The organism is Pantoea sp., from assembly GCF_032114055.1.
GTDB lineage: Bacteria > Pseudomonadota > Gammaproteobacteria > Enterobacterales > Enterobacteriaceae > Pantoea.
Map to the genome: position 1 here is coordinate 1 of NZ_DAMCTB010000011.1, position 26,212 is coordinate 26,212.

A 26,212-nucleotide genomic window follows, 5' to 3' on the forward strand; every position below is an offset into this window, starting at 1 on the left:
GGATATCAATCCTGCGAGTGCCCACACAGATTGTCTGATAAATTGTTAAAGAGCATGCCGCGATTTACTGCGGCGCGGGCTGCGTATATTACGCTTTCCGCATTGTCAGTCAAGCATTTATTTTTCGCTTAACTCACTGGTTCGTATGATTTCGAACCTACTCAACCCGGCGCTTCGTAAGCCGTTGTGCCGTGTCAGTGGAGGCGCATTATAGGGAGTTCTCGGAGGCTGACAAGCGCTAATTTCAAATAAAATTCTGAGTGCTGTTTTTTTCAGCGAAAAGCCGCTAAAGCGCCAGTTTTTCCAGCAACGGGAAGCCATAACGCTGCAAAACGGGTGATAATTGTACGGCTTCGCCATCCAGCGCCGTACAAAAAGCGACGTTCTGCTGTGATGAGTGCACCTCAGGCGCTTCATGCTCCAGCAACCAGGCCGTGCGTCGTGCTATCGCCGCACCGGAATCGATCAGACGCGTGCCTTCCGGTAGCACCTGCTGCAGCTCTTCACGCAATAAAGGAAAGTGCGTACAGCCTAAAACGACCGTATCCGGTGGCTCAGCCATTCGCAGCCACGGCTGAACAATGCGGCGTACTTCTTCCAGTGCAACCTGCGCGCCGTGGAGCTTAGCTTCGGCCAGCTCCACCAGCTCTGCCGATCCCAGCATCTCGATGTGACAGGAACCGGCAAACTGCGCCACCAGCTCATGGGTATAAGGACGACGCACTGTCGCCCGTGTGGCCAGTAAACCCACCACGCCATTTCGCGTCAGCCGCGCAGCCGGTTTAATCGCGGGCACCACGCCCACCACAGGAAATGCAAAGCGTTCCCGCAGCGCGGGCAGTGAAACCGTGCTGGCCGTATTACAGGCGATAATGACGAGCGAGAGCGGACAGCGCTGAGTAATCGCCTCAACGATGGCCACTACCCGCTCGACAATAAAGGTTTCGCTTTTCTCCCCATAAGGGAAGCCAGCGTTGTCGAAAGCGTAAAGATAATGAAGGTTCGGCAGGAGCTGCCGGACCTCATCATAGACAGAAAGCCCGCCGACGCCGGAGTCAAACACCAGCACCGTGGGGCGTAAATCAGAAGGTGTAGCTGCCGCTGAGGTAATACTCTCGTCCTGGAGTCTGATAGCCATACGCTGTCTCGTAATCTTTATCGAACAGGTTGGCAATTCTACCACGAACCGTGAGTTGTGAAGTGACAGGATATGAGACCGCAAGATCCCAAAGGCTGACGCCGCCTGATTTCACGCGACGGCTGGGCGTGCTGTTGAAGTCAGTGTCATAACGGTCGCCCAGATAGTGATACGTCACGGACCAGTCAAACGTATACAGCGTCCAATCGAGCTGATACTTCACCTGCTGTTTAGCCCGGCGAAGGAGCGGCTGGTCGGTGGTGCCATCCCGCGCATCAACATAATCGTACGAAAGCTGATGCGTCAGCGGACCGGTGTCGAATCCGGCGGTCGCTTCAACACCCTTAATACGCGCCTGCTTAGTGTTGTAGTAGCGGAAGGTCTGCGGATCGCTATCAATCAGGTTATCGATGTCATTGCGATAGCCTGATACGCGCCAGTTCACCGGCCCGCTCAGCCCTTCAACCCCACCTTCCCACTGCTTACTTTTTTCCGGCTCGAGGTCACGATTGCCATAAAGCGGGCTGTAAACCTGCGACAGGTTGGGTGCTTTGAATGCCGTGCCATAAGACGCAAAGAGGCGGTAGCTGGAAATAAATTCCCATGACGCCGCCGTCTGCCAGGTGTTATGCCAGCCGAACTGGTTGTTGTCGTCACTGCGAACAGCCCCTTCCAGCGTGACGCTGCCCACCTGCTGCTGGCCGGTCAGGTAGAGACCGGTGTTGCGCTGCGCATAACCGCTGGACAGATAGTTAGTGCCCGGCTCGGTCGTCTCTTTCTGCCAGTCGACACCGGCGCTGATCGCCCCCTGCCCCACCTGCACGGTGTTACCCCACTGCAGGTTGTACTGGGTCACATCATCAAACGTGGATGCCGCGCCGTAGCGACCATTTCGCGGGTCGTAGTTGATGTCTTTGGTATGGCCATAACTGGCGATAAGCTGGGTTGAGTAAAAGTCACGGTTGAAGCGTAACCCGGTGTCCCAGGTCTGGCTATAGAGCTGACGGGTATCTGCCAGCCCGATGATATTCGTAAAGCTTTCATCGTAACGGTAAGAACCATCGTAGGCGGTGCGGTTATCAAACCCATAGCTGCGCACAAAACCGCTCAGCTCATCGCTGAACTGATGCGCCAGGTTGCCATAGAGCGTTTTGCTCATGAAGCCGTCGCGATCGTGCTGGGCCGGGCCATAGCTGTTCGGGTATCCTGCCACCACATCATACCCTCGGGTATAGGTGTAGTTGCCTGCCAGCGTCAGCGTGGTCGCATCGCCCAGCGTCTGCTGAGTAGATCCATCGTAAGATTGATAACCCCGGGAGCCTGCGCCCGCCGTTAGCGTAGTGCCCGGCTGCGCGCGACCGGTGATGATATTGACGACGCCGCCAATCGCATCAGAACCGTAAACCGCCGAACGTGCGCCGCGGACATATTCGATGCGCTGAACCAGTGACAGGGGAATCTGGCTGAGGTCAGACGAACCACTGATGCCCGCCTGATTAAGCCGGATGCCATCAATCAGGATCAGCACATGCCGGGATTCGGTGCCGCGGATGAACAGAGAACTCTGCTGACCCAGGCCACCATTCTGCGCCACATCGACACCCGGCAGGCGGCGCATGACATCGGTCAGGCTTTTAGCCTGCCAGCGATCGATCTCATCACGCGTAACGATGGTTGCAGGCGCCAGCACGCCCGAAACAGGTTCAGCAAAGCGGTTAGCGGTGACGATTTGCGTTTCGTCATTCGCCTGCGCATAACCGTTTTGCGCCCAGAGAGAAATCGCCGTAGCGCTCAGAGCGCACAGCGAAAGCATTTTTTTTATCATTTATGAAAGCATCCATAAGACTTTGCAGGATGCCGCAGGCCGACAATCGATAGCACGCGATGATTGTACGAGTAGCGACGTTACACCGGCAGGTCTTCGGGCTGGGAACCATAAGTGATGATGACTTCCCATCCCGCAGGACAGTGTCTGCACTTGCACACATCACGACATTCCTTACCGCTGCGCGTCAGCTCCAGATTTACACTGGATTCCCTATTAACTCGGGCATGAGGCCGGCTTCAGCAGTCTACGGAGTGGGAACAGGGAAGTCCAGATAGCCCGATATCTTCTCGCTGCAGGACTGGACATCAGCAAGTGAATGCCTACAATCGCCCGCTGGTAAGCTATTAATCAGGACTGCTCATGACACCCGAACATCTCCCCATTGAAGAGTATGACGCCCAGCTGGCGGAAAAAGTCAGTCGTTTAGAGACGATGATGACGCCATTTGCGGCGCCCGACGTGGAGGTGTTCCGTTCACCGGTCAGCCACTATCGGATGCGCGCCGAATTTCGCCTGTGGCATGACGGCGATGACATCTATCACATCATCTTTGATCAGCAGACGCGCGAGCGGATCCGTGTTGATCAGTTCCCGGCGGCCAGCCAGCTGATTAATCAGCTGATGCCGAAGATGATCGCCGCGATCCGCGATAACCGCATCCTGCGTCATAAACTGTTTCAGATCGACTATCTTTCCACCCTGAGCAATCAGATTGTGATTTCGCTGCTCTATCACCGCAAGCTGGATGATGAGTGGCAGCAGGCCGCCGCGGCGCTGCGTGATGGGTTACGCGCGGAAGGGCTGGATGTCCAGCTGATTGGTCGTGCGACCAAAACTAAAATCTGTCTGGATCGCGACTACGTGGATGAGTGTCTGCCGGTGGCGGGCCGCGAGATCATCTATCGTCAGGTCGAAAACAGTTTTACCCAGCCCAACGCGGCGATGAATATTCAGATGCTGGAGTGGGCGCTGGATGTGACGCGGGATTCACAGGGCGACCTGCTGGAACTCTACTGTGGCAATGGCAACTTCTCGCTGGCGCTGGCACGCAATTTCCGCCGCGTACTGGCTACAGAGATTGCGAAGCCGTCCGTCGCGTCAGCCCAGTACAATATTGCGGTTAACCAGATCGATAACGTGCAGATCATTCGTATGGCGGCGGAAGAGTTTACGCAGGCGATGAATGGCGTGCGCAGCTTCAATCGTCTGGAAGGCGTTGACCTGAGCAGCTACGACTGCGAAACGATTTTCGTTGACCCGCCGCGCAGCGGACTGGACGAAGAGACGGTGAAGATGGTGCAGGCGTACCCGCGCATCCTTTATATCTCCTGCAACCCACAGACCCTGAGCGACAATCTGCAGACGCTGGCAGACACACACGACGTGGCACGGCTGGCGCTGTTCGATCAGTTCCCCTACACCCACCACATGGAATGCGGCGTGTTGCTGACGCGAAAAGCATAAATAAAAACGGGAACCCTGCGGTTCCCGTTTTTGTTATCACGCTTAGTGACGCTTGCGTTTAAACCGCGCCGCAATCCAGAACACCAGCGCCACCATCAGCACGGTCGGCACGAAGTTCGATCCGATATCCGGATACTCTGCCCGCACCAGCGCGCTATAGACCAGAATGCCCAGCAGGAAAAAAGCGGCTGCCAGGCCTGGCATACCGTCCGGCATATTGGTGTTGAGATAACGCTGATGCAGACACCATGCCGCCAGGCCCAGTGAAATCAGCGGAAAAATCGAAAAGGGAACAAAGGCGCTGAACAGCACCGAAAACGAGCCGTTAATCGCTAAGCCGGTAATAAAAGCCAGTGCCAGCGTGCTTTTATCGCGAATGCCTGGGTGGGTCATGGACGGATCCTTACTCATTGTTCTTCGGGTTTTTCCAGGGTAACCGCCAGCCGCTCCTGCTCACGGCGGTACCAGTAATAGGCGCCTTTGGCGATCATGCGCAGCTGTAGCACCAGCCGATCCTCAAGCTTACGTCGCTGCTCCGTATCAACGTCGAGTGCTTCTGCACCGGCGCTGAAAACTATCGTCACCATCGCTTCAGCCTGCGCTTCGGTGAAACTGCGCGGCATGCGATTTTCGACCTCAAGATAATCCGCCAGTTCAGCGATAAAATGCTGAATTTCACGCGCCACCGCGGCACGAAACGCGGCAGAGGTGCCGGAACGTTCGCGCAGCAACAGACGGAAAGCGTTGGGGTTGTTGCCGATAAACTCCATAAAGGTCGCTACCGACGTTTTGATGATGCTGCCGCCTTTGGCGATACGCTGGCGCGCCTGGCGCATCAGCTGGCGCAGCATCAGCCCGCTTTCATCCACCATCGTCAGGCCGAGTTCGTCAACATCCTTGAAGTGACGGTAGAACGAGGTCGGTGCGATGCCGGCTTCGCGGGCAACCTCCCGCAGACTCAGACTGGCAAAACTGCGTTCGGCGCTGAGCTGACTGAAAGCGGCTTCAATCAGTGTACGTCGTGTACGTTCTTTCTGTTGCGCTCTGACGCCCATTCTCTCTGCCTTTAGCGGTGTTAGGGGGTCACTATATCAAAATTTTCAGCGTACAGAGTGGCAATCTTTGTGACCGCCTGTGAACCTCACTCTTTGCCAAACTGTGATGAAAATCGCTGATAGAATTCAGAAGTGCGCGATGAGATGTTAGAATCTCGTTGTAAAAATGTATAAATAATAGGACGTATCGGTATGCAAAAGTCTTACGATTACGATGCCATTGTGATTGGCTCAGGGCCCGGCGGTGAAGGTGCGGCGATGGGGCTGGTAAAACAGGGAGCGCGCATCGCCGTCATCGAACGCTACCACAACATCGGTGGTGGTTGTACGCACTGGGGCACCATCCCCTCCAAAGCCCTTCGCCACGCCGTCAGCCGCATTATCGAATTCAACCAGAACCCGCTCTACAGCGACCACACCCGTCTGCTTCGCTCCTCCTTTGCCGACATCCTTAACCATACGGAAAACGTGATCAGCCAGCAGACAGCGATGCGCCAGGGCTTTTATGAACGCAACCGCTGCGAGCTTTATCAGGGCGATGCGCATTTCGTGGATGCCAATACCATCGAGATTGAGCAGCCGGATGGCACCCGCGAAACGCTGACGGCAGAGAAGTTTGTTATCGCCTGTGGCTCACGTCCCTATCATCCTGATGATGTCGACTTCACCCATCCGCGCGTTTACGACTCTGACTCAATTCTTAATCTGCACCACGAACCCGGCCACGTCATTATTTATGGCGCGGGCGTGATTGGCTGTGAGTATGCGTCGATTTTCCGTGGCCTGAACGTCAAAGTTGATCTAATCAATACCCGTGACCGCCTGCTGGCGTTCCTGGATCAGGAGATGTCTGACTCGCTCTCCTACCACTTCTGGAACAGCGGTGTGGTGATTCGTCACAACGAAGAGTTCGAGAAGATCGAAGGGGTGGAAGATGGCGTAATCATGCACCTGAAGTCGGGCAAAAAGGTGAAGGCGGACTGCCTGCTGTACGCCAATGGCCGTACCGGTAACACAGACTCACTGTCGCTGGAAAATGTCGGTCTGGAAGCCGATGGCCGTGGCCTGCTGAAAGTGAACAGCATGTATCAGACCGCGCAGCCGCACATTTACGCCGTGGGTGACGTAATTGGCTACCCGAGCCTGGCGTCTGCCGCCTACGACCAGGGACGCATTGCCGCGCAGGCGATCATCAAAGGAGAAGCATCAGCGCACCTGATCGAAGATATCCCGACCGGGATTTATACCATTCCGGAAATCAGCTCTGTGGGGAAAACCGAGCAGCAGCTGACGGCGATGAAGGTGCCTTATGAAGTGGGCCGCGCGCAGTTTAAGCATCTGGCGCGCGCGCAGATCGTGGGGATGAACGTCGGCAGCCTGAAGATTCTTTTCCATCGTGAAACCAAAGAGATTCTGGGGATCCACTGCTTTGGCGAACGTGCCGCTGAGATTATTCACATTGGTCAGGCGATCATGGAGCAGAAAAATGGTGGCAACACGATTGAGTATTTCGTGAATACCACCTTTAACTATCCGACTATGGCCGAAGCCTATCGCGTCGCCGCGTTAAACGGCTTAAACCGCCTGTTTTAAGGTCGCGTCGAAATAGTGCTCCATGTGGGTTTTGATCGCCTCTGCCAGCTGTTCATAACGGCTGCGCAGAGGGGAACCCGGACGGTAAACCAGCGCGATCGTCCGCTTAGGCACCGGCTTGTAGCAGGGAAGATAGCAGACGCCATCCCGGATGCGCTCCGGCGGAACGGCCAGCGCCGGTAACAGCGTGATGCCACTGCCCGCCGCCACCATATTGCGCAGTGTCTCAAGACTGGTTGCGCGGAAATGGGTATCTTCATCCGCTCCCGCCTCGAAGCAGAAGCCCATCGCCTGATCGCGCAGACAGTGGCCATCCTCCAGCATCAGCAGTTTTTCACCGGCCAGATCGGACATCGGCACCCGGTCGCGATCACACCACGGGTGATCGGCATAGACGGCCAGCTTCATCGGCTCGTCAAACAGCGGCACTTCAATAAAAGCCTCGCTCTCTTTGACCAGCGCGACAATGGCGCAGTCCAGCTTGCCGCTGTCGAGTTGCGCCAGCAGCTGCAGCGTCTGCGCTTCGTGCAGATACATCTCCAGTTTCGGGAACGTCTGGTGCAGCGTAGGGATAATCTGTGGCAGCAGGTAGGGCGCGGTCGTCGGGATCAGACCGATATGCAGCGGCCCGGACATCGCCTCCCCTTGCTGACTGGCCATCTCTTTCAGCACCTTCACTTCCCGCAGCACCGTCCGTGCCTGATCCACCAGCAGCAGACCCGCCTGGGTGAATAGCACTTTACGACTGGTGCGCTCCAGCAGCATTACGCCCAGCTCATCTTCCAGCTTACGGATCTGCCCGCTTAATGTGGGCTGACTGACATGACAGGCATCCGCAGCACGACGAAAGTGGCGGTGTTCAGCAAGCGAAACCAGATATTCAAGATCACGGATATTCATTATTACCCTCCAGACCACGATAGCCCGTGGCGATAGATAGAATAGCAATGAACGATTGGCCCTATCAAGGGTGGTTGGGAATAATGCGCGCATCAAACGGAACGCAGTTGATCAGGAGCAATAGATGTTTGCAGGTCAGGAAGGAAAAGCTGTCCCATTAGTGACTTTTCACACACGCCAGGGCGACCGCTGGGTCGATGTTACCACCGACGCGCTGTTTAAAGATAAAACGGTTATCGTGTTTTCACTGCCGGGGGCGTTTACACCCACCTGCTCCTCCACGCATCTGCCGCGTTACAACGAATTAGCGGGACAGTTTACCCGCCTGGGCGTGGACAGCATCCTGTGCGTCTCGGTAAATGACACCTTTGTGATGAACGCCTGGAAAGCGGAGCAGCGCGCCGACAACATCACCTTCATCCCTGACGGCAACGGCGAGTTTACCCGCGGAATGGAGATGCTGGTGGAGAAAGCAGACCTCGGCTTTGGTCCCCGTTCATGGCGTTACTCCATGCTGGTGCGTAACGGCGTGGTAGAGAAAATGTTTGTGGAACCGAATCAGCCTGGCGATCCGTTTGAAGTGTCTGATGCGGACACGATGCTGCGCTATCTGGATCCGGCCTGTAAGGCCCAGGAGTCCGTCGCTATCTTTACCAAACCTGGCTGCACCTTCTGCATTCAGGCAAAACAGATGCTGGTCGATCAGGGGATTCAGTACGAAGAGATTGTACTGGGCCAGGATGCGACAACGGTCAGTCTGCGTGCCGTAACCGGCCGCGCCACGGTGCCGCAAATCTTTATCGGTGGGCGTCACATTGGCGGAAGTGACGATCTGCAGCACTACTTGCTGTCAGCGTAAAAAATCTGAGGGTCAGCCGGGAGAGCTGGCGCTCTGATGATGTGCCTATAAAAAATAGTAGTTCTGAAGCTAGAGGTTGGCGGGCATCTGACATGCCCGCTTTTTTTTATCTGCGGATTACGCCAGACGCTGTTTTGCGTCATTGATGGCACGGGCAACCTGCTGCGGAGAGACACCGCCCTGAGCATTACGTTTATCCAGACAGGATTGCAGCGCCAGAATCGGATAGACATCCTCACCAATTACCGTGCTGTAGTGCTGCAGCGTCGCCAGCGGCAGTGCTTCCAGCGCCACACCCTCACCAATGGCGGCCACAACCACTTCGCCGACGATATGGTGTGCTTCACGGAACGGTACGCCTTTGGCAACCAGATAGTCCGCCAGCTCCGTAGAGTTTGCGTAGCCCTGTTCGGCGGCTTCCTGGCAGCGCGGACGTTTAACCTGCAGGCCATCCAGCACCAGCACCGACATGTGAAGACAGTCGAGCCAGGTGTCGAGCGCGTCGAACAGCCCCTCTTTGTCTTCCTGCATATCTTTGTTATACGCCAGCGGCAGACCCTTCAGCGTCATCATCATGCCGGTCAGGGCGCCCTGCACACGGCCACACTTGCCGCGAATCAGTTCCAGCGCATCCGGGTTTTTCTTCTGCGGCATCAGTGAGGAGCCGGAGGTCACTTTATCTGACAGCTCAATAAAGCCCGCTTCACCGGTATTGAAGAAAATCATATCTTCGGCAAAGCGCGACAGATGCACCATGCCGATCGCGGCATCGGAGAGCAGCTCCAGCACGTGATCGCGGTCTGAGACGGTGTCCAGACTGTTGCGTGTGGCGGACGCAAAGCCCAGCCAGCCTGCCAGCTGCTGACGGTCGATCTCGTAAGCAGTACCGGCCAGTGCCCCGCAGCCCAGCGGGCTGACATCCAGCCGCTTCAGCGTATCCTGCAGACGGCTCTCATCACGTGCCAGCATTTCAACATAGGCGAGACACCAGTGCGCAAACGTCACCGGCTGAGCACGCTGCAGGTGGGTATAGCCCGGCATCACTGCATCCTGGTTGGCTTCCGCAGTCACCACCAGCGCCTGCTGCAGATCGCGTGTTGCGCCCAGCAGCGCCTCAATCTGCATCTTGCACCAGAGCTTCAGATCGGTTGCGACCTGATCGTTACGGCTACGGCCGGTGTGCAGTTTTTTGCCCAGCGCGCCGACTTTATCGATCAGCTGCCCTTCCACCCAGCTGTGAATATCTTCGGCATCGCTCTGCAGAATCTGTTCAGGATTTTCACGCACATCCTGCAGTAACGTATTCAGGGCTGCTTCCAGCTGCTGCTGCTCATCCTGAGTCAGGACATTCACCGTCACCAGCGCTTTGGACCAGGCAACAGAGCCAATAATGTCCTGCTCTGCCAGGCGGTAATCGAAGCGCAGCGAGTCGTTGAACTGTTTGAAACGTTGATCCGCTGCCTGAGTAAACCGTCCACCCCAAAGTGCCATGTGAAAACTCCTCTGAATCGTTAAACAAGAGGCGGCATAAATGCCGCCCCTGAAGTGAAACTGTGAGGCGGGGCGTACCCCGCCCGAAAATTACTTCTTCTGCTCGTTCAGGGCACGGATGCGCGACGAGAGTGAGAACAGACGGATGAAGCCACCCGCATGACGGTGATCGTAAACTTCATCTTCGCCAAAGGTCGCGAACTCTTCTGAATAGAGGCTGTTCGCAGAACGCTTCTGGGTGGCGGTGGCGTGGCCTTTGAAGAGCTGCAGCACCACTTCACCGTTCACCTCTTCCGCCAGCGATTCGGCAGCTGCCTGAATCGACTTACGCAGCGGCGCGAACCAGCGGCCGTCATAGACGACGTAAGACATTTCGTGGCCCAGCTGCTCACGCCATTTGAAGCTGTCGCGATCCAGAACCAGCTGCTCTACCGCACGCAGGGCGTTGACCATGATGGTGCCGCCAGGCGTTTCATAGCAGCCGCGCGATTTGATGCCGACCAGACGGTTTTCCACGATATCGATACGGCCCACGCCATGCTTCGCGCCGAGCGCGTTGAGTTTTTCCAGACACTGGAACGGACTCATTTTTTCGCCGTTAACGGCGACAACCCGGCCTTTCTCCACGGTCACGGTCACCTCTTCAGGCTGATCGGGCGCGTCCAGCGGATCGACCGTCCAGACCCAGCAATCTTTATTCGGGGCATTGGCCGGGCTTTCCAGCACGCCGCCTTCGGTGGAGATATGCCACGCGTTTTCGTCACGGCTGTAGATTTTTTCCAGTGACGCGGTGGTCGGGATGTTGCGCTCTTTCAGGTAGTCCAGCAGGGCTTCGCGTGAACGCAGGTTCCACTCACGCCACGGTGCCACCACTTTCAGCTGCGGAGCCAGCGCGGTGTAGGTGGTTTCGAAACGCACCTGGTCATTCCCTTTACCGGTTGCGCCATGGCACAGCGCATCGGCACCCACTTTCAGCGCCAGCTCAACCTGCGCTTTCGCGATGATAGGACGCGCCATTGAGGTACCCAGCAGGTAGGTGCCTTCGTACAGGGCACCGGTCTGCAGCACCGGATAGACATAGTCGCTGATGAACTCTTCACGCAGGTCAACCACGTGGCACTCAGAGGCGCCAGACTGCAGGGCTTTCTTCTCCACACCTTCCAGATCGCTGCGCTCCTGACCAATATCCGCGACAAAAGCGACCACTTCACAGCCGCCGTAGTTCTCTTTCAGCCAAGGAATGATGGCTGACGTATCCAGACCGCCGGAGTAAGCCAGAACGATTTTTTTGATGTTTTGCGTTTGCATTTCGTAATCCTTGAATCAGAGTCGTTAAGCGAGAATCCGGGTGCCAATCGACACGCCGTTAAACAGGTCAGGCAGCCGCTCAGCGTGACGCCAGCTGGCAATATCCACCGGACGGCCCAGGGTACGTGCCGCATCCAGCGCAGCGTGTACCTTCACAATCATGCCATCGGTGATGATGCCCTGGGTAATCAGCTGTTCAGCTTTATCGGCCGTCATCTCTTCGATGCGCTGGCCTTTACCGTCGAGAATACCACTGACGTCAGACAGCAGAACCAAATCCGCGCCCAGCGTCGAGGCGAGTGCGGTCGCCGCCTGGTCCGCGTTGACGTTCATCAGTTCACCGCTGTCTGTAATACCGATTGAGCTGACTACCGGCAGATAACCGGCCGCCAGCAGGGTGTTCAGCAGGGCCGGATCGCCCGGCATCGCATGGCCGACATGACCAAGCTCTTCGTCAAACGGGGTAACATTGACGATGCCCGCATCACCCAGGCAAAGGCCGACCGCGCGGATACCCGATTTTTTGGCCCAGGCCAGCAGCGTTTTGTTGGCGGTTCCCGCCAGGGCACCGGTAATAATGTCGATCTGGTCAGCAGGGGTCACGCGCAGGCCGTTTTTCTTCATCACCGGCAGCGCCAGCTTTTTCATCAGCTCGTCCACCAGGCAACCGCCACCGTGGACAATGATCAGCGGACGCTGATGGGCGCTGCGCCAGGTCAGCAGCGCGTCAAACAGGCGGGCCAGCGCTTCTTCGCTGTCTAACAGCACACCGCCCAGCTTGATAATCAATGGATTAGTCATGGTTTAGTTATCCGTTAAATCAGTGACTGCGTTTCAGGGAAGCCGAACCGGATGTTCAGGCACTGTACCGCCTGCGATGCCGCGCCTTTCAGCAGATTATCTTCGGCGGCTACCACAATCAGATGCTCGTCCTGCATCTCAAAACCGATATCGCAGTAGGGCTGGCCCACCACGGCTTTCAGCGCCGGGACGCCCTGCTCATAGAGCCGCACCAGCGGTTTATCATCATAGGCGCGCTGGAATACAGCGGCGACATCCTCACGGCTGACGCCCGCTTTCAGACGGCAGGTAATGGTCGCCAGAATACCGCGCGGGAAGCTCCCCAGATGCGGCGTGAAGATCACGGGTGTGCCGAGGTGTGCGACAATTTCCGGATGATGACGATGATTGAACAGGCCGTAAGGCTGCAGGCTGACTTCGCAGAAGCTGGTGCCGACATTGGCTTTACGTCCGGCGCCGCTTACGCCACTGGTCGCGTTGATAACCGGCCACTGCGCATCGTTTAACAGCCCGGCCTCCACCAGTGGTTTCAGTGCCAGCTGAGCGGCGGTCGGGTAGCAGCCAGGCACGGCTACCAGCTGCGCCTGCTGAATCTTCGCGTGCTGATATTCCGCCAGACCGTAAACAGCCTTATCCAGCCACTCGCCATGCTGGTGGGTGAAGCCATAGAAGCGGGTGTAGAAATCGGCGTCGTTGACACGGAACGCGCCCGACAGGTCAAAGACCACACAACCGGCTTTCAGAAATTCCGGGGCCAGGTCGTGGCTGACTTCATGGGCAGTCGCCAGGAATACCACATCCACTTTGTCAGCCCACTCCGCCGCGCTGCCGAGCGGCTGCAGCGGGAGATCCACCACGCCTTTCAGCTGCGGATGAAGGTCGGACAGGCGCTTACCGGCATCAGGGCTTTGCGCGGAAACCGCCAAAGCGGTTATGTTGATATGTGGATGACGATTCAGGAAGGTGGCAAGCTCAACACCAGCGTAACCACTGGCACCAACGATCAGCGTATTCAACATCAGGCTGTAACCCTTTTTACAGTCGCACGTTCCGGGTCGCGGCCTTGCCCCGTTACCCACCCTGTCACCTGCAGCGATTTAAGGTTCCCCTGCAGAGGACGTTAATGTATTTTTATTCACTATTACTGCATGAATATGGATACATCCTAACCCAAGGACCGCCAACAGTGAAGACAAAATTACCGCCTTTTATTGAACTGTACAGCCAGTTAATCGCCACACCGTCAATCAGCGCAACCGATGCCGCACTGGATCAGAGTAATGAAACTTTAATCAATTTGCTGGCAGGCTGGTTCCGCGACCTCGGCTTCAGCGTTGAAGTGCAGCCGGTGCCGGGAACGCGCAATAAATTTAACATGCTGGCGCGCACGGGCAGCGGCGCGGGCGGCCTGCTGCTGGCCGGTCATACCGACACCGTGCCTTTTGATGATGGCCGCTGGACACGCGATCCCTTTACCCTGACCGAACATGACAACAAGCTCTACGGTCTGGGCACGGCAGACATGAAAGGGTTCTTCGCCTTTATTCTCGATACGCTGCGCGATGTGGATGTCAGCACCCTGAGTAAGCCGCTCTATATTCTCGCCACGGCGGATGAAGAGACCACCATGGCCGGGGCCAAATATTTTTCTGAATCGACGCAGCTGCGTCCCGACTGCGCGATCATCGGCGAGCCGACCTCGCTTAAACCGGTTCGCGCGCACAAAGGCCATCTGTCGAACGTGATCCGTATCGAAGGCAAATCGGGCCACTCCAGCGATCCGGCACGTGGCGTTAATGCCATCGAGCTGATGCATGAGTCGATCACCCATCTGATGCAGCTCCGCACAACGCTGCAGGAACGCTATCACCACGATGGCTTTGCCATTCCCTACCCCACCATGAATTTCGGTCATATTCATGGCGGGGATGCGGCAAACCGTATCTGCGCCTGCTGTGAGCTGCACATGGATATCCGTCCGCTGCCAGGCCTGTCGCTGAGCGATCTCGACGGATTACTGAATGAGGCGCTGGCCCCGGTCAGCGCCCGCTGGCCAGGTCGTGTCACCGTGGCTGAGCTGCATCCGCCGATTCCGGGCTATGAGTGTCCGGCAAATCATGAGCTGGTCACTGTGGTCGAGAAACTGCTGGGCACACCTACCGAAATCGTCAACTACTGCACCGAAGCGCCGTTTATTCAGCAACTCTGTCCGACGCTGGTACTGGGGCCGGGTTCGATCAACCAGGCGCATCAGCCTGACGAGTTTATCGATACGGCATTTATTAAGCCGACGCGGGCGCTTATCAGTCAGGTTGTGCAGCATTTTTGTCACTGATTAACATCAGATGGGGCATTTCACTGCAATAACAGCAAAATGCCCCCTCATTCTGCGGGATTTAACAATAAGAATAACTTATCCCGCTTTACTCCCAATAAATACTAATAATTCCCGTTATTTAGCCGCTACTTCGCCGCACTTTATCTCATTTGACGAATGCAACATTACGTGGCTAGATAAAAGACGATGTTATGCCCACCGGGTGATTATCCAGAACATTTCAGAAAGCGGGCAGGCGGCAACGGCGCCGGTTCCTCTCAGCGTACCGGGAAAACCACGTTGCTGATTTTCGGCTGCCTGAAAGGTCGGGTGTAGAAGTTTTTCAAGACGATAAGGGTGTCAGGGTCCAATGAACGAACAATATTCCGCAATGCGAAGTAATGTCAGTATGCTCGGCAAACTGCTCGGGGATACGATTAAGGATGCACTGGGCGAGAACATCCTCGACCAGGTGGAAACCATCCGTAAGCTCTCCAAGTCATCCCGCGCAGGCAATGACACTCATCGTAAAGAACTGCTCAATACGCTGCAGAACCTCTCCAACGAAGAGCTTCTGCCAGTGGCTCGCGCGTTCAGCCAGTTTCTTAATCTGACCAACGTGGCAGAGCAGTATCAGACTATCTCGCAGAGTGGCGAGGGTGAGAACCATCCTGAACTGCTGAAAAAGACGTTTGATACCCTGAAGCAGCAGAAAGATATTCGCGAAAGCGACATCCTGGCGGCGATTGAGTCGCTGTCACTGGAGCTGGTGCTGACTGCCCACCCGACCGAAATCACCCGCCGCACGCTGATCCACAAACTGGTTGAGGTCAACAGCTGCCTGAAACAGCTCGACCACAGCGACGTCTCAGACTATGAACGTAATCAGATTATGCGCCGTCTGCGCCAGCTGGTTGCTCAGGCGTGGCACACCGATGAGATCCGGAAATATCGCCCTACCCCGATCGACGAAGCGAAATGGGGTTTCGCCGTGGTGGAAAACAGCCTGTGGGAAGGCGTTCCTGCTTTCCTGCGTGAGCTCAACGAGCAGGTCGAAGAGGCGTTCGGTATTAAGCTGCCGGTCGATTTCGTGCCGGTTCAGTTCACCTCCTGGATGGGCGGCGACCGCGACGGCAACCCGAATGTCACAGCGTCAATTACCCGTCACGTCATGCAACTGAGCCGCTGGAAAGCCACTGATCTGTTCCTGCGCGACATCGGCGTGCTGATCTCTGAGCTGTCGATGTCGGAGTGCAGCGAAGAGATCCGCGAACTCAGCGGCGATCCCGAGGCGCTGGAACCTTATCGTGTGATCCTGAAGCGCATGCGCAGCCAGCTAATGAGCACGCAGTCGTTCCTGGAGCATCGCCTGAAAGGGGAACGGCTCCCGCGTCCGGCCGATCTGCTGGTCTCCAATGACCAGTTGTGGGACCCGCTGTTCGCTATCTACCAGTCCCTGCAGAAGTGCGGCATGGGCATCATCGCCAACGGCCAGCTGCTCGATACGCTGCGTCGTGTGAAATGTTTTGGCGTGCCACTGGTACGTATCGATCTCCGCCAGGAGAGCACCCGCCACACTGAAGCGATTGCGGAAGCGACCCGCTATCTGGGCCTGGGCGACTATGAGAGCTGGTCCGAAGCGGACAAACAGGCTTTCCTGATCCGTGAACTGAACTCCAAACGGCCGCTGCTGCCCCGCAACTGGGAACCCAGCGATGAGACGCGCGAAGTGCTGGAAACCTGTCGCGTCGCGGCTGAAGCGCCACAGGGCTCTATCGCCGCCTACGTGATTTCGATGGCGAAAACGCCGTCTGACGTGCTGGCCGTTCATCTGCTGCTGAAAGAAGCCGGTATCGGCTATGCGATGCCGGTAGCGCCGCTTTTCGAAACGCTGGATGACCTGAACAATGCTAACGATGTCATGAGCCAGCTTCTGAGCATCGACTGGTATCGCGGCTTTATTCAGGGCAAACAGATGGTGATGATTGGCTACTCTGACTCGGCGAAAGATGCTGGTGTGATGGCCGCCAGCTGGGCGCAGTATCAGGCGCAGGACGCCCTGATCAAAACCTGCGAGAAGGCCGGGATCTCCCTGACGCTGTTCCACGGACGCGGAGGCAGCATTGGCCGTGGCGGTGCGCCTGCGCATGCGGCACTGCTGTCGCAACCGCCGGGCAGCCTGCGTGGCGGTCTGCGTGTGACCGAACAGGGCGAGATGATCCGCTTTAAGTACGGTTTACCTGAAGTGACCATCGCCAGCCTGTCGCTCTACACGGGTGCGATTCTGGAAGCGAACCTGATGCCACCGCCAGAGCCAAAACGCGAATGGCGCGACATCATGAATCAGCTCTCGGCTGACTCCTGTGCGATGTATCGCGGTTACGTGCGTGAAAATGCTGACTTCGTGCCCTATTTCCGTTCGGCCACGCCTGAGCAGGAGCTGGGCAAACTGCCGCTGGGCTCGCGTCCGGCCAAGCGCCGTCCAACCGGCGGCGTGGAGTCGCTGCGTGCCATCCCATGGATCTTCGCCTGGACGCAGAACCGTCTGATGCTGCCCGCGTGGCTGGGCGCCGGTGCGGCCCTGCAGCAGGCGATGGCGGCAGGCCATCAGGATCAGCTGGAAGCGATGTGCCGCGACTGGCCCTTCTTCTCTACCCGTCTGGGAATGCTGGAGATGGTCTTCTCGAAAGCGGACCTGTGGCTGGCGGAATACTATGATCAGCGCCTGGTGGATAAATCACTCTGGCCGCTGGGCAAACAGCTGCGCGACCAGCTTGATGCGGATATCAAAGCGGTGCTGACCATCGCCAACGACTCACATCTGATGGCTGACCAGCCGTGGATTGCCGAGTCGATCGCGCTGCGTAACGTCTATACCGACCCGCTTAACGTCCTGCAGGCGGAACTGCTGCATCGTTCACGCGCCCAGGAAGCGCGGGGCGAAGAGCCGGATGCCCGCGTGGAGCAGGCGCTGATGGTCACCATCGCCGGTGTAGCTGCCGGGATGCGTAACACCGGTTAACCCGGCGCTGACGAGAGTCGGCGAGGTGTGATAAAAAAAGTCGGGCCATGCCCGACTTTTTTATTGTCTGTGCATGGCGCGATTAAGCCGCGGCCGCGGCAGGCCGGACGCCCAGCGTATGACAGATGGCGTAACTCATCTCGGCCCGGTTCAGCGTATAGAAGTGGAAATCTTTCACCCCTTCGCGCGACAGAATTTTCACCATATCCATGGCGATATTAGCCCCCACCATTTTGCGCGTTTCCGGATCGTTATCCAGCCCGGCAAACATCGCATGCATCCAGCCTGGCACACGTACATTGGTCAGCGTGGCAAAACGTTGCAGCTGCCGGAAATTAGAGACCGGCAGGATGCCCGGCACGATTTCCGCATCAATCCCGGTCGCCACACAGCGGTCGCGAAAACGTAAGTAGCTTTCCACGTCGAAGAAAAACTGGGTGATCGCCCGGCTGGCGCCCGCCTCAATTTTACGCTTCAGGTTGATCAGGTCCGCCTGGGCGCTTTTTGCTTCGGGATGCACTTCCGGATAGGCGGCGACGGAGATATCAAACTCACCGACCTCTTTCAGCAGCGACACCAGATCGCTGCCATACATTGCTGGTTTGCCGCTGCCGGGCGGCAGGTCGCCGCGCAGCGCCACAATATGACGGATGCCGTTGTTCCAGTAATCCTGAGCGATGGCGCACAGCTCCTTACGCGTGGCATCGACACAGGTCAGATGAGGCGCCGCCTCCAGACCGGTTCGATCTTTAATGCCTTTGATAATGCTGTGGGTGCGGTCGCGCTCCCCGGAATTCGCACCGTAGGTCACCGAAACGAATTTCGGCTTCAGGCTGCTCAGGCGATCGATGGAGTTCCACAGAGTCTCTTCCATTTCGTGGGTACGCGGCGGGAAGAACTCGAAAGAGACATTAATTTGCCCGTTCAGCTCTGCCAGGCTCTGGTTTAGCGCTTCGCGCTGATTCGCATGAAAGAAACTCATCCTGCACCCTCATCGATTAATAAGCGACCTTCAAACATCTAAACGTTCAGACGTCTGGAAGTTCAAAATGACGCAATCCCGGGATGCCGTCAACTTAAAAATAATCAACAGACGTGAGTAATTTTCAGCCAGCATAGAGGCGGCCGATGAGGGCAGAGGTAACGTATTGAAAACAGGCGCCGAAGCGCCTGTGAGGAGGAATTACAGCAGTTGGGCGAGGCGATTAATATCTGACTGGATAGCGCCAGCGGTAACATCCCGGCCTGCGCCCGGCCCGCGGATCACCAGTGGGTTATCCCGATACCAGCGGCTCTCGATGGCGAAGACGTTATCGCACGGCAGCAGTGACGCCAGTGGATGCTCCGGACGAACCGCTTCGATACCCACCCGCGCCTTGCCGTTGGCGTCAAAGCGGGCGACGTAACGCAGCACCAGATCCATCTCCTGTGCGGCTTCCAGTCGCTGCAGCATCTGTTCGTTCAGCTCTTCGCCGTTTTCGAAGAAGTGGTCAACCGATCCCTGCTGACAGTTGTCCGGCACCAGCGACTCTACCCGCACCTGATCCGGCTCAATGTTGTAGCCCGCCTCACGCGCCAGGATCACCAGTTTGCGCATCACATCCTGACCCGAAAGGTCGGCGCGCGGATCGGGCTCGGTTAATCCCTGCTGCCACGCCTGGTCCACCAGCTCGGTAAAGGGTACGGTGCCGTCGAACTGCAGGAACAGCCAGGAGAGCGTTCCGGAGAAGATCCCGCTGATCGCCAGAATGGTATCGCCGCTGTCCCGCAGATCGCGCACGGTGTAGTTGATCGGCAGACCCGCGCCCACTGTCGCGTTGTAGAGCCAGTGCCGCCCGGTTTTGGTAAAGGCATCACGGATCTGTCGCCATGTCTGACTGTCCGCGGCACCCGCGACCTTGTTGGCACTGATCACATGGAAGCCGTGACTGGCGAAGTCGAGATATTGCTGCGCCAGCGGGGTGCTGGCGGTGACATCCAGCACGACCAGGTCATCAAACGGATGGGCGCGCATCCAGAGGAACAACGACTCCTCATCGCGCTCCACCGCCTCATCATCAAAGAAGGCGAGCGCCCGGCTGGCATCCAGCCCGTCATAACTCAGCAGGCTACGACGGCTATCCGCCACCCCCGCCAGCAGAAACTCAAAGCCGGTACGCGCTGACAGTGTCTCCTGCTCGCGGGCAAACAGCTCCAGCCAGCGCGAACCGATGTTGCCTTTGCCAAACAGCATCAGGCCGATGCGCTTTTCAGCACGGAACAGCGACTGATGCAGTCCCTGGATCAGATGCTGGGTCGGCCCGACGCGCAGCACCGCCACTACGCTGATGTGCTCTTCTGACTGCCAGATGAACTCAATCGGCTGATCTTTTAACTGCTGCCAGAAGCGATGGGTATGCAGCGGATTGCGGGTAACGCCTGCACCAACCAGCGCCACCAGCGCCAGGCCGTCGCGCAGCTGCAGATGCCCGGGTAAACCCGCGTCCTGCAGCAGCGTAAAGGCGCTGTTGACCACTTCGGAGGTGTAGCAGAGTTGCAGAAGCTGACGATCCGGATGTACGCCAAACGCCAGCGGACGCAGCTGCGCGCGCTTCAGCAGCAGGTCGATCTCTTTATGCAGAATGGCGAAATCATGCTGCTCCGGGAGCTGAATCTCGATCAGACAGACATCATCATGGCTGGTCACGATCCGCGCCCCCGTCCCGGAGGCCAGTACGCGTTCGATGCGGGTAGAACCCTGCTCCGGCTGATAACTGCAGCGCAGCTGGAGGTCAATATCGCTGCCGGATACCGGCTGCAGCGTGCGGGTGTGCAGCACCGGAGCGGCCAGACGCGCCAGCTCACTGGCTTCATCCAGCCTTAACAGTGGCAGCAGGCAGGCATCCGACACTTTGCGGGGGTCGGCGCTGTAGACGCCTGCCACGTCGCTCCAGATCGTGACACGGCCGACACCTGCCAGCGCACCAATCTGCGTGGCGGAATAGTCGGAACCGTTGCGGCCCAGCAGCACCGTTTCACCGGCGTCGTTGCGACTGATAAACCCGGTGACCACAATGCGCTTGTGCGGATGCTGCGCCAGCAACGTCTGCAGCAGTGGCCAGGATTTTCCCTCATCTACCTGCGGCTGCGCAGCACGTTCAGCCCGCAGAAACTCGCGCGCATCCAGCCAGCAGGCCTGCAGATCGCGCTGACTCAGCACCGCAGACATCAGGCGCGCTGACCAGATTTCACCATGCCCGACCACTTCGGCATACACCGCATCGGTGATCGGCGCATCCAGCAGGGCGGCCAGCTTTTCCAGATCGCGAACAAACGCGCCGATCAACGGTTCTGCAACGTCAGCAGGCAGAAGCGCACTAATCAGTTCGCTCTGGTAACGCCGTAATGCCTGTTGCACCTGGTGCGCAGAGAGCCTGTCGCTCTGACTCAGCTTCAGCCAGCTAATCAGCTGGTTGGTGGTCGAGCCGGCTGCGGAAACCACCATCAGGTCGCCCGGCTGGCTGTAGTCCGCCATAATGCTGGCAACGCGCTGATAGCAGCGTGCATCTGCCAGGCTGCTACCGCCAAACTTATGCAACTGCCGGCTATCTGGCGTTCCCGCGCCTGCTGAAATCATCATGCTTAACCCTCGGCTGCGATCCGGAATGCATTATCCAGATCGGCTATTAAATCTTCGTGATCTTCGATGCCGACAGAAACCCGCAGCAGCGTATCGGAAATCCCTGCTGCTGCGCGTGCTTCTGCTGACATGCCTGCGTGCGTCATGGTGGCGGTATGGGAGATCAGGCTCTCTACGCCACCCAGCGATTCGGCCAGTGTAAACAGCCGCAGCGCTTTCAGGAAGCGGCGCAGCAGCGCCTCATCGCCCTCGACCTCAAAACTCAGCATGGCGCCAAAGCCGCGCTGCTGACGGACGGCATATTCGTGTCCGGCGTTTTCCGGCAGCGAAGGATGATATAACTTTTTCACCAGCTTCTGCTGCTGCAGGTATGCCACAATCGCGAGGGCATTTCGTTGCGCCGCCGCAATGCGTGGTGCGAGTGTACGAATCCCGCGCAGCAGCAGATAACTGTCAAATGCCGCACCGGTCACGCCGATATTGTTTGCCCACCAGGCCAGATCGGTCGCGTGCTGAGGATCGCGGGCAATCACCGCACCGGCGACCACATCAGAGTGACCATTCAGGTATTTGGTGCAGGAGTGAATGACCAGGTCAGCACCCAGCGCCAGCGGGTTCTGCAGGGCCGGGCTCATAAACGTATTGTCCACGACGCTGATGGCGCCCGCCGCGCGTGCCGCTGCGCAGATTCCGCTGATATCGACCACGCGCAGCAGCGGGTTGCTGGGGCTTTCAATCAGCACCAGCGCGGGTTTTTCATCCAGTGCCGCCTGCAGTGCCACCGGGTCACCCTGATCGACAAATTTCACCCGATAGGCGCCGCGTTTGCTCAGGCTGTCAAACAGCCGATAGCTGCCACCGTAGCAGTCGTGTGGTGCCACCAGCAGATCGCCAGGCTTCAGGAACACAGTACTCACCAGATGAATCGCTGACATCCCGGTATTGGTTAATACCGCACCCGCTCCCCCTTCCAGTTCCGCCAGCGTGCGCTGAACAACATCACGCGTCGGGTTACCGCGACGGGAGTAGTCATGCGCGCGCGGCTCATTGAAGTCCAGGAAGTTATAGGTGGTCGAGAGGTGGATGGGCGGGACAACGCAGCCATACTGCTCGTCATCATTCAGACCGCTGCGTACTGCGATGGTTGCCGGTTTACGCGTCATGAGTGAATTGTTCCTGAAGAGTGAAGAAAATGTAGCGTACAGGATATCACCCCCTAATTAGACGTCAATACATCTGGACATCTAAATGTCTTTGCGTATAGATTGAGCAAAATAGCAATAACCGCTAAAATTATGCGTCATCGCCTGGCACTCCTCTCTGTGCAGCGGAGGTTGTGAGCGAAGAAAACCCGCCATATCAGGGGTCAGGCAGAAAAAAATCAGGCATAATCCGCTGATTTCCTCACATTTAACGTTTATTAATTAAGGTAACCCATGGCTGAATGGAACGGCGAATATATCAGCCCGTACGCTGAGCACGGTAAGAAAAGCGAGCAGGTCAAGAAGATAACGGTCTCTATCCCCTTGAGCGTGCTGAAGATTTTAACGGATGAGCGTACCCGTCGTCAGGTGAACAATCTGCGTCACGCGACCAACAGCGAACTGCTTTGCGAAGCTTTTTTACATGCTTTCACGGGTCAGCCGCTGCCTGATGATGTCGACCTGCGTAAAGAGCGCAGCGACGAAATTCCGGAAGAGGCAAAAGCGATCATGCGCCAGATGGGCGTCGACCCGGATACCTGGGAGTATTAATTCGTCGGGCTCTTTTCGCGCCACCCCTTTCAGAGAAGCCGGCTCCGCTCAGGGGGCCGCTTTCCTGTTCTGCTCATCGCCGCTCTGCCGCCTGGTTCGCTCTGCTTAAACGTTAAAAAAAGAGTCAGAAAGGCAGACTGACCGCTGGTCTGGTGATGCTCAGTCCATCGTGGCTGCCGGAATGGGGCTATCGCCATTATACAGACATAAAAAAACCCAGCCGAAGCTGGGTTTTTCTTGCCGCCGAACCCGCAGGTTCAGGTGCCTTTTAATCTTATTTTTTAGCGCCTGGCACGCTGAAACGCTTGTTAAAGCGGTCAACACGGCCACCAGTTGCCACTTCACGCTGCTTACCGGTATAGAACGGGTGGCATTTGCCACAAACGTCCAGGTTCAGTTCGTGATTCAGAGTAGAACGGGTGTGGATCTCGTTACCGCAGGTACATTTGATAGTCACTGCTTCGTATTTCGGGTGAATACCTTGTTTCATGGGAAACCTCATAAAAGGCCGTGTCGCTCTCCGTGCCAGGCGTTAACCTGCACAGCACCACACGCGGTTGAACGTAAAAGTGTATGCTCCGGCCAGAACTTTCTCACCGAAGGCCGCATATTATACAGATAAGTTTTGATTGCTGCAAATCTATGCTGAGATACCCGCCAGCAGGGTACAGCGTGTACACTAGCTTCCCCGATGATTGAGCCGGAAAGAGAGAGTTATGCCCGTCGTTCAGGTTGCCCTGCCCGTCCCCTTGCCCCGCCTGTTTGATTATCTGCCGCCGCAGGGCGCGCAGCCGGTCATTGGCGGCCGCGTGAGTGTGCCCTTTGGCAATCGCAAAATGATCGGCATTGTGGTCGCCTTTCGCGACAGCAGCGATCTGCCGGACGCGCAGCTTAAGCGGGTTATTGAGGTGCTGGATAGCGAGTCGCTCTTTCCACCCTCGCTATGGCGCATCCTGAACTGGGCTGCCAGCTACTATCACTCGCCGCAGGGCGAAGTCCTGAGCCACGCGATTCCGGTGCTGCTGCGTCAGGGAAAAGCGGCGCAGGACACGCCGTTATGGCGCTGGGAAATCACCGAGTTGGGCCGGGCGACTGCGCCAGAGAGCCTGAAGCGGGCGCCCAAACAGCAACAGGCACTGGCGGCACTGCGTCAGCAACCGCTCTATCGTCATCAGATCAGCGATCACGATCTGACTGATGCGACCCTGCAGGCATTGCGCGCAAAAGGGTTATGCGAGCTGCATGAGCATCAGCCGGAACTGCACGACTGGCGGTCGACCTATGCGGTGAAAGGCGAACGCCTGCGCCTGAACACCGATCAGGCGATGGCCGTTGGCGCCATTCGGGCCGATGATGAAAACTATGCGGCCTGGCTACTGGCGGGCATTACCGGTTCCGGCAAAACCGAGGTTTACCTCAGCGTACTGGAGAATGTGCTGGCGCGCGGTAAACAGGCGCTGGTGCTGGTGCCTGAGATTGGCCTGACCCCGCAGACTATCGCCCGCTTTCGCGAACGTTTCGATGCCCCCATTGATGTGCTGCACTCCGCCCTGAATGACAGCGAACGGCTGGCCGTCTGGTTGCGTGCGCGACGTGGCGAAACGGCGATTGTCATTGGCACCCGCTCGGCACTGTTTACCCCGCTGGCGCGTCCCGGCGTCATTATTATTGATGAAGAGCATGACAGCTCTTACAAACAGCAGGAGGGCTGGCGCTATCAGGCGCGCGATTTAGCCGTCTTCCGCGCACATGAAGAGAATATCCCAATCGTCATGGGCTCCGCGACGCCGGCGCTGGAGACGCTGCACAACGTTCGCAGCGGCAAATATCGCCAGCTCGACCTGACCAAACGTGCCGGCAACGCCCGACCGGCGCTGCAACAGCTTATCGATTTAAAGGGCGTACAGCTGATCGGCGGCCTGGCACCCGGCCTGATCGCTAAAATGCGTCAGCACCTGCAGGCCGACAACCAGGTGCTGCTGTTTCTCAACCGCCGGGGCTTTTCGCCCGCCCTGCTCTGCCATGACTGCGGCTGGATTGCCGAGTGTACCCGCTGTGACCGCTACTACACGCTGCATCAGCATCACCGCCAGCTGCGCTGCCATCATTGTGACAGCCAGCGTCCGCTGCCCAATCAATGCCCGCAGTGCGGTTCGACCCATTTACTGCCGGTTGGCGTGGGTACGGAGCAGCTGGAGCAGCAGCTTGGCACGCTCTTTCCCGGCGTGCCGGTATCGCGGATCGATCGCGATACCACCAGCCGCAAAGGCGCACTTGAGCAGCATCTGGCCGACGTCCACCGGGGAGGCGCACGCATCCTGGTCGGCACCCAGATGCTGGCCAAGGGCCACCACTTCCCCGATGTCACGCTGGTGTCGCTGCTGGATGTCGACGGTGCGCTGTTCTCCGCCGACTTTCGGGCGGCAGAACGCTTTGCCCAGCTCTATACGCAGGTTGCCGGCCGGGCGGGCCGGGCAGGCAAACAGGGGGAAGTGCTGCTGCAGACACACCATCCTGAGCATCCGCTACTGCAGACGCTGCTGCATCAGGGCTATCCGGCGTTTGCGCAGCAGGCGTTACGGGAGCGGCAGGCGGTTCATCTGCCGCCCTGGAGCCGCCATGCGCTGTTCCGCGCCGAAGATATGGATAATCAGCAGGCAGCAGAGTTTCTGCAGCAGCTTCGTAACCTGCTTGAGGCCAGCCCGCTGAATGATAAGGCGATGTGGTTTATGGGCCCTCTGCCGGCGCTGCAGCCCAAACGTAGCGGGCGCTGGCGCTGGCAGCTCCTCTTACAGCACCCCTCCCGCCAGCGTCTGCAGCAGTTACTGAGCAGTTCGTTGCCGCTGGTTTCCACGCTGCCCGCCGCCCGTAAGGTGAAATGGACGCTGGATATCGACCCAACGGAAAGCTGATTTTTTCTTACGCTGCGAGCGGGATCGAAAATTGTCGCTTAAGTCACAATTTTTATGCAAATTAAGTAACAACCGGCCGGGCAATCGTTAACAATGTTGCCCGGTTTGCTTTTATGTCAGGCAAAAACAGAATCGAACGCGCCATAACGCG

General features: G+C 57.5%; 20 protein-coding genes and 1 riboswitch. Of the genes, 7 read left to right on the top strand and 13 right to left on the bottom strand.

The genetic code is table 11. From position 1 onward, the window contains the following. Positions 1–286: 286 nt before the first annotated feature. Entirely contained in the window at positions 287–1,138 is an 852-nt protein-coding gene (gene murI, locus RT657_RS16360; RefSeq protein WP_313655720.1) for a glutamate racemase, read from the bottom strand. After that, the gene (btuB, locus tag RT657_RS16365; protein WP_313655723.1) at positions 1,083–2,963 is read right to left on the bottom strand and encodes a TonB-dependent vitamin B12 receptor BtuB; all 1,881 of its coding nucleotides are present in this window, start codon (positions 2,961–2,963) and stop codon (positions 1,083–1,085) included. The genes murI and btuB overlap by 56 nt, the downstream gene beginning before the upstream one ends. Positions 2,964–3,032: 69 nt before the next feature. Beyond that, a riboswitch (cobalamin riboswitch) is annotated at positions 3,033–3,216 on the bottom strand. 110 nt (positions 3,217–3,326) lie between these two features. Between btuB and trmA the strand changes: the two genes are divergently transcribed. Continuing rightward, entirely contained in the window at positions 3,327–4,430 is a 1,104-nt protein-coding gene (gene trmA, locus RT657_RS16370) for a tRNA (uridine(54)-C5)-methyltransferase TrmA (RefSeq protein WP_313655725.1), read from the top strand. 42 nt (positions 4,431–4,472) lie between these two features. On the opposite strand, the gene RT657_RS16375 is transcribed toward trmA, so the two are convergent. Continuing rightward, positions 4,473–4,823 carry a YijD family membrane protein gene (locus tag RT657_RS16375; RefSeq protein WP_313655727.1) on the bottom strand — a complete coding sequence of 117 codons (351 nt, stop codon included), beginning with the start codon at positions 4,821–4,823 and terminating at the stop codon, positions 4,473–4,475. Between the two features lie 14 nt (positions 4,824–4,837). Continuing rightward, the gene (gene fabR, locus RT657_RS16380; protein WP_111140431.1) at positions 4,838–5,485 is read right to left on the bottom strand and encodes an HTH-type transcriptional repressor FabR; all 648 of its coding nucleotides are present in this window, start codon (positions 5,483–5,485) and stop codon (positions 4,838–4,840) included. A 192-nt stretch (positions 5,486–5,677) separates the two neighbouring features. Here fabR and sthA point away from each other — a divergent pair, with 192 nt between their 5' ends. Then, positions 5,678–7,078: a Si-specific NAD(P)(+) transhydrogenase gene (gene sthA, locus RT657_RS16385; protein WP_013359450.1), complete on the top strand. Its 1,401-nt coding sequence runs from the start codon at positions 5,678–5,680 to the stop codon at positions 7,076–7,078. Here the strand turns inward: sthA and oxyR are convergent. Further along, positions 7,061–7,978 (bottom strand): DNA-binding transcriptional regulator OxyR, encoded by a 918-nt coding sequence (oxyR, locus tag RT657_RS16390; RefSeq protein WP_128086089.1) that lies wholly within the window; start codon positions 7,976–7,978, stop codon positions 7,061–7,063. The genes sthA and oxyR overlap by 18 nt on opposite strands. A gap of 124 nt (positions 7,979–8,102) precedes the next feature. On the opposite strand from oxyR, the gene RT657_RS16395 reads away from it, so the two are divergent. Then, a complete protein-coding gene (locus RT657_RS16395; protein WP_313655728.1) occupies positions 8,103–8,837 on the top strand; it encodes a glutathione peroxidase in 735 nt (244 codons plus the stop codon). A 117-nt stretch (positions 8,838–8,954) separates the two neighbouring features. Here the strand turns inward: RT657_RS16395 and argH are convergent, their stop codons facing one another. The 4 genes from argH to argC form a co-directional block, all read right to left on the bottom strand. Further along, complete coding sequence (gene argH, locus RT657_RS16400) at positions 8,955–10,328, bottom strand: argininosuccinate lyase (RefSeq protein WP_313655729.1); 1,374 nt, start codon at positions 10,326–10,328, stop codon at positions 8,955–8,957. Positions 10,329–10,418: 90 nt separating this feature from the next. Then, positions 10,419–11,636: an argininosuccinate synthase gene (locus RT657_RS16405; protein ID WP_313655730.1), complete on the bottom strand. Its 1,218-nt coding sequence runs from the start codon at positions 11,634–11,636 to the stop codon at positions 10,419–10,421. Between the two features lie 24 nt (positions 11,637–11,660). After that, the gene (argB, locus tag RT657_RS16410; protein ID WP_128086085.1) at positions 11,661–12,437 is read right to left on the bottom strand and encodes an acetylglutamate kinase; all 777 of its coding nucleotides are present in this window, start codon (positions 12,435–12,437) and stop codon (positions 11,661–11,663) included. A gap of 14 nt (positions 12,438–12,451) precedes the next feature. Then, complete coding sequence (gene argC / locus RT657_RS16415) at positions 12,452–13,456, bottom strand: N-acetyl-gamma-glutamyl-phosphate reductase (RefSeq protein WP_313655732.1); 1,005 nt, start codon at positions 13,454–13,456, stop codon at positions 12,452–12,454. Positions 13,457–13,623: 167 nt separating this feature from the next. On the opposite strand from argC, the gene argE reads away from it, so the two are divergent. Both argE and ppc read left to right on the top strand, forming a co-directional pair. Continuing rightward, entirely contained in the window at positions 13,624–14,772 is a 1,149-nt protein-coding gene (gene argE / locus RT657_RS16420; RefSeq protein ID WP_313655733.1) for an acetylornithine deacetylase, read from the top strand. A 352-nt stretch (positions 14,773–15,124) separates the two neighbouring features. Beyond that, positions 15,125–17,776, top strand: a complete 2,652-nt coding sequence (ppc, locus tag RT657_RS16425; protein ID WP_313655734.1) for a phosphoenolpyruvate carboxylase — start codon at positions 15,125–15,127, stop codon at positions 17,774–17,776. A gap of 82 nt (positions 17,777–17,858) precedes the next feature. Here ppc and metF read toward each other — a convergent pair whose 3' ends face one another. From metF to metB, 3 genes are all read right to left on the bottom strand, one after another. Next, complete coding sequence (metF, locus tag RT657_RS16430) at positions 17,859–18,758, bottom strand: methylenetetrahydrofolate reductase (RefSeq protein WP_313655736.1); 900 nt, start codon at positions 18,756–18,758, stop codon at positions 17,859–17,861. Positions 18,759–18,959: 201 nt separating this feature from the next. Further along, positions 18,960–21,395 carry a bifunctional aspartate kinase/homoserine dehydrogenase II gene (locus RT657_RS16435; protein WP_313655738.1) on the bottom strand — a complete coding sequence of 812 codons (2,436 nt, stop codon included), beginning with the start codon at positions 21,393–21,395 and terminating at the stop codon, positions 18,960–18,962. A gap of 2 nt (positions 21,396–21,397) precedes the next feature. After that, on the bottom strand, positions 21,398–22,558 hold the full coding sequence (gene metB, locus RT657_RS16440; RefSeq protein WP_313655741.1) for a cystathionine gamma-synthase: 1,161 nt from the start codon (positions 22,556–22,558) through the stop codon (positions 21,398–21,400). Positions 22,559–22,831: 273 nt separating this feature from the next. Between metB and metJ the strand changes: the two genes are divergently transcribed. After that, positions 22,832–23,149 carry a met regulon transcriptional regulator MetJ gene (gene metJ, locus RT657_RS16445; RefSeq protein WP_009088019.1) on the top strand — a complete coding sequence of 106 codons (318 nt, stop codon included), beginning with the start codon at positions 22,832–22,834 and terminating at the stop codon, positions 23,147–23,149. Between the two features lie 274 nt (positions 23,150–23,423). Here metJ and rpmE read toward each other — a convergent pair whose 3' ends face one another. Beyond that, a complete protein-coding gene (gene rpmE, locus RT657_RS16450) occupies positions 23,424–23,639 on the bottom strand; it encodes a 50S ribosomal protein L31 (RefSeq protein WP_313655743.1) in 216 nt (71 codons plus the stop codon). A 226-nt stretch (positions 23,640–23,865) separates the two neighbouring features. Between rpmE and priA the strand changes: the two genes are divergently transcribed. Further along, a complete protein-coding gene (gene priA, locus RT657_RS16455; RefSeq protein WP_313655745.1) occupies positions 23,866–26,061 on the top strand; it encodes a primosomal protein N' in 2,196 nt (731 codons plus the stop codon). Positions 26,062–26,212: the final 151 nt, after the last annotated feature.

Excerpts from the sequence above, each read along its gene's own strand:
- murI (WP_313655720.1), bottom strand. The coding sequence starts at position 1,138 with ATGGCTATCAGACTCCAGGACGAGAGTATTACCTCAGCGGCAGCTACA.
- btuB (WP_313655723.1), bottom strand. The coding sequence starts at position 2,963 with ATGATAAAAAAAATGCTTTCGCTGTGCGCTCTGAGCGCTACGGCGATT.
- trmA (WP_313655725.1), top strand. The coding sequence starts at position 3,327 with ATGACACCCGAACATCTCCCCATTGAAGAGTATGACGCCCAGCTGGCG.
- RT657_RS16375 (WP_313655727.1), bottom strand. The coding sequence starts at position 4,823 with ATGACCCACCCAGGCATTCGCGATAAAAGCACGCTGGCACTGGCTTTT.
- fabR (WP_111140431.1), bottom strand. The coding sequence starts at position 5,485 with ATGGGCGTCAGAGCGCAACAGAAAGAACGTACACGACGTACACTGATT.
- sthA (WP_013359450.1), top strand. The coding sequence starts at position 5,678 with ATGCAAAAGTCTTACGATTACGATGCCATTGTGATTGGCTCAGGGCCC.
- oxyR (WP_128086089.1), bottom strand. The coding sequence starts at position 7,978 with ATGAATATCCGTGATCTTGAATATCTGGTTTCGCTTGCTGAACACCGC.
- RT657_RS16395 (WP_313655728.1), top strand. The coding sequence starts at position 8,103 with ATGTTTGCAGGTCAGGAAGGAAAAGCTGTCCCATTAGTGACTTTTCAC.
- argH (WP_313655729.1), bottom strand. The coding sequence starts at position 10,328 with ATGGCACTTTGGGGTGGACGGTTTACTCAGGCAGCGGATCAACGTTTC.
- RT657_RS16405 (WP_313655730.1), bottom strand. The coding sequence starts at position 11,636 with ATGCAAACGCAAAACATCAAAAAAATCGTTCTGGCTTACTCCGGCGGT.
- argB (WP_128086085.1), bottom strand. The coding sequence starts at position 12,437 with ATGACTAATCCATTGATTATCAAGCTGGGCGGTGTGCTGTTAGACAGC.
- argC (WP_313655732.1), bottom strand. The coding sequence starts at position 13,456 with ATGTTGAATACGCTGATCGTTGGTGCCAGTGGTTACGCTGGTGTTGAG.
- ppc (WP_313655734.1), top strand. The coding sequence starts at position 15,125 with ATGAACGAACAATATTCCGCAATGCGAAGTAATGTCAGTATGCTCGGC.
- metF (WP_313655736.1), bottom strand. The coding sequence starts at position 18,758 with ATGAGTTTCTTTCATGCGAATCAGCGCGAAGCGCTAAACCAGAGCCTG.
- RT657_RS16435 (WP_313655738.1), bottom strand. The coding sequence starts at position 21,395 with ATGATGATTTCAGCAGGCGCGGGAACGCCAGATAGCCGGCAGTTGCAT.
- metB (WP_313655741.1), bottom strand. The coding sequence starts at position 22,558 with ATGACGCGTAAACCGGCAACCATCGCAGTACGCAGCGGTCTGAATGAT.
- metJ (WP_009088019.1), top strand. The coding sequence starts at position 22,832 with ATGGCTGAATGGAACGGCGAATATATCAGCCCGTACGCTGAGCACGGT.
- rpmE (WP_313655743.1), bottom strand. The coding sequence starts at position 23,639 with ATGAAACAAGGTATTCACCCGAAATACGAAGCAGTGACTATCAAATGT.
- priA (WP_313655745.1), top strand. The coding sequence starts at position 23,866 with ATGCCCGTCGTTCAGGTTGCCCTGCCCGTCCCCTTGCCCCGCCTGTTT.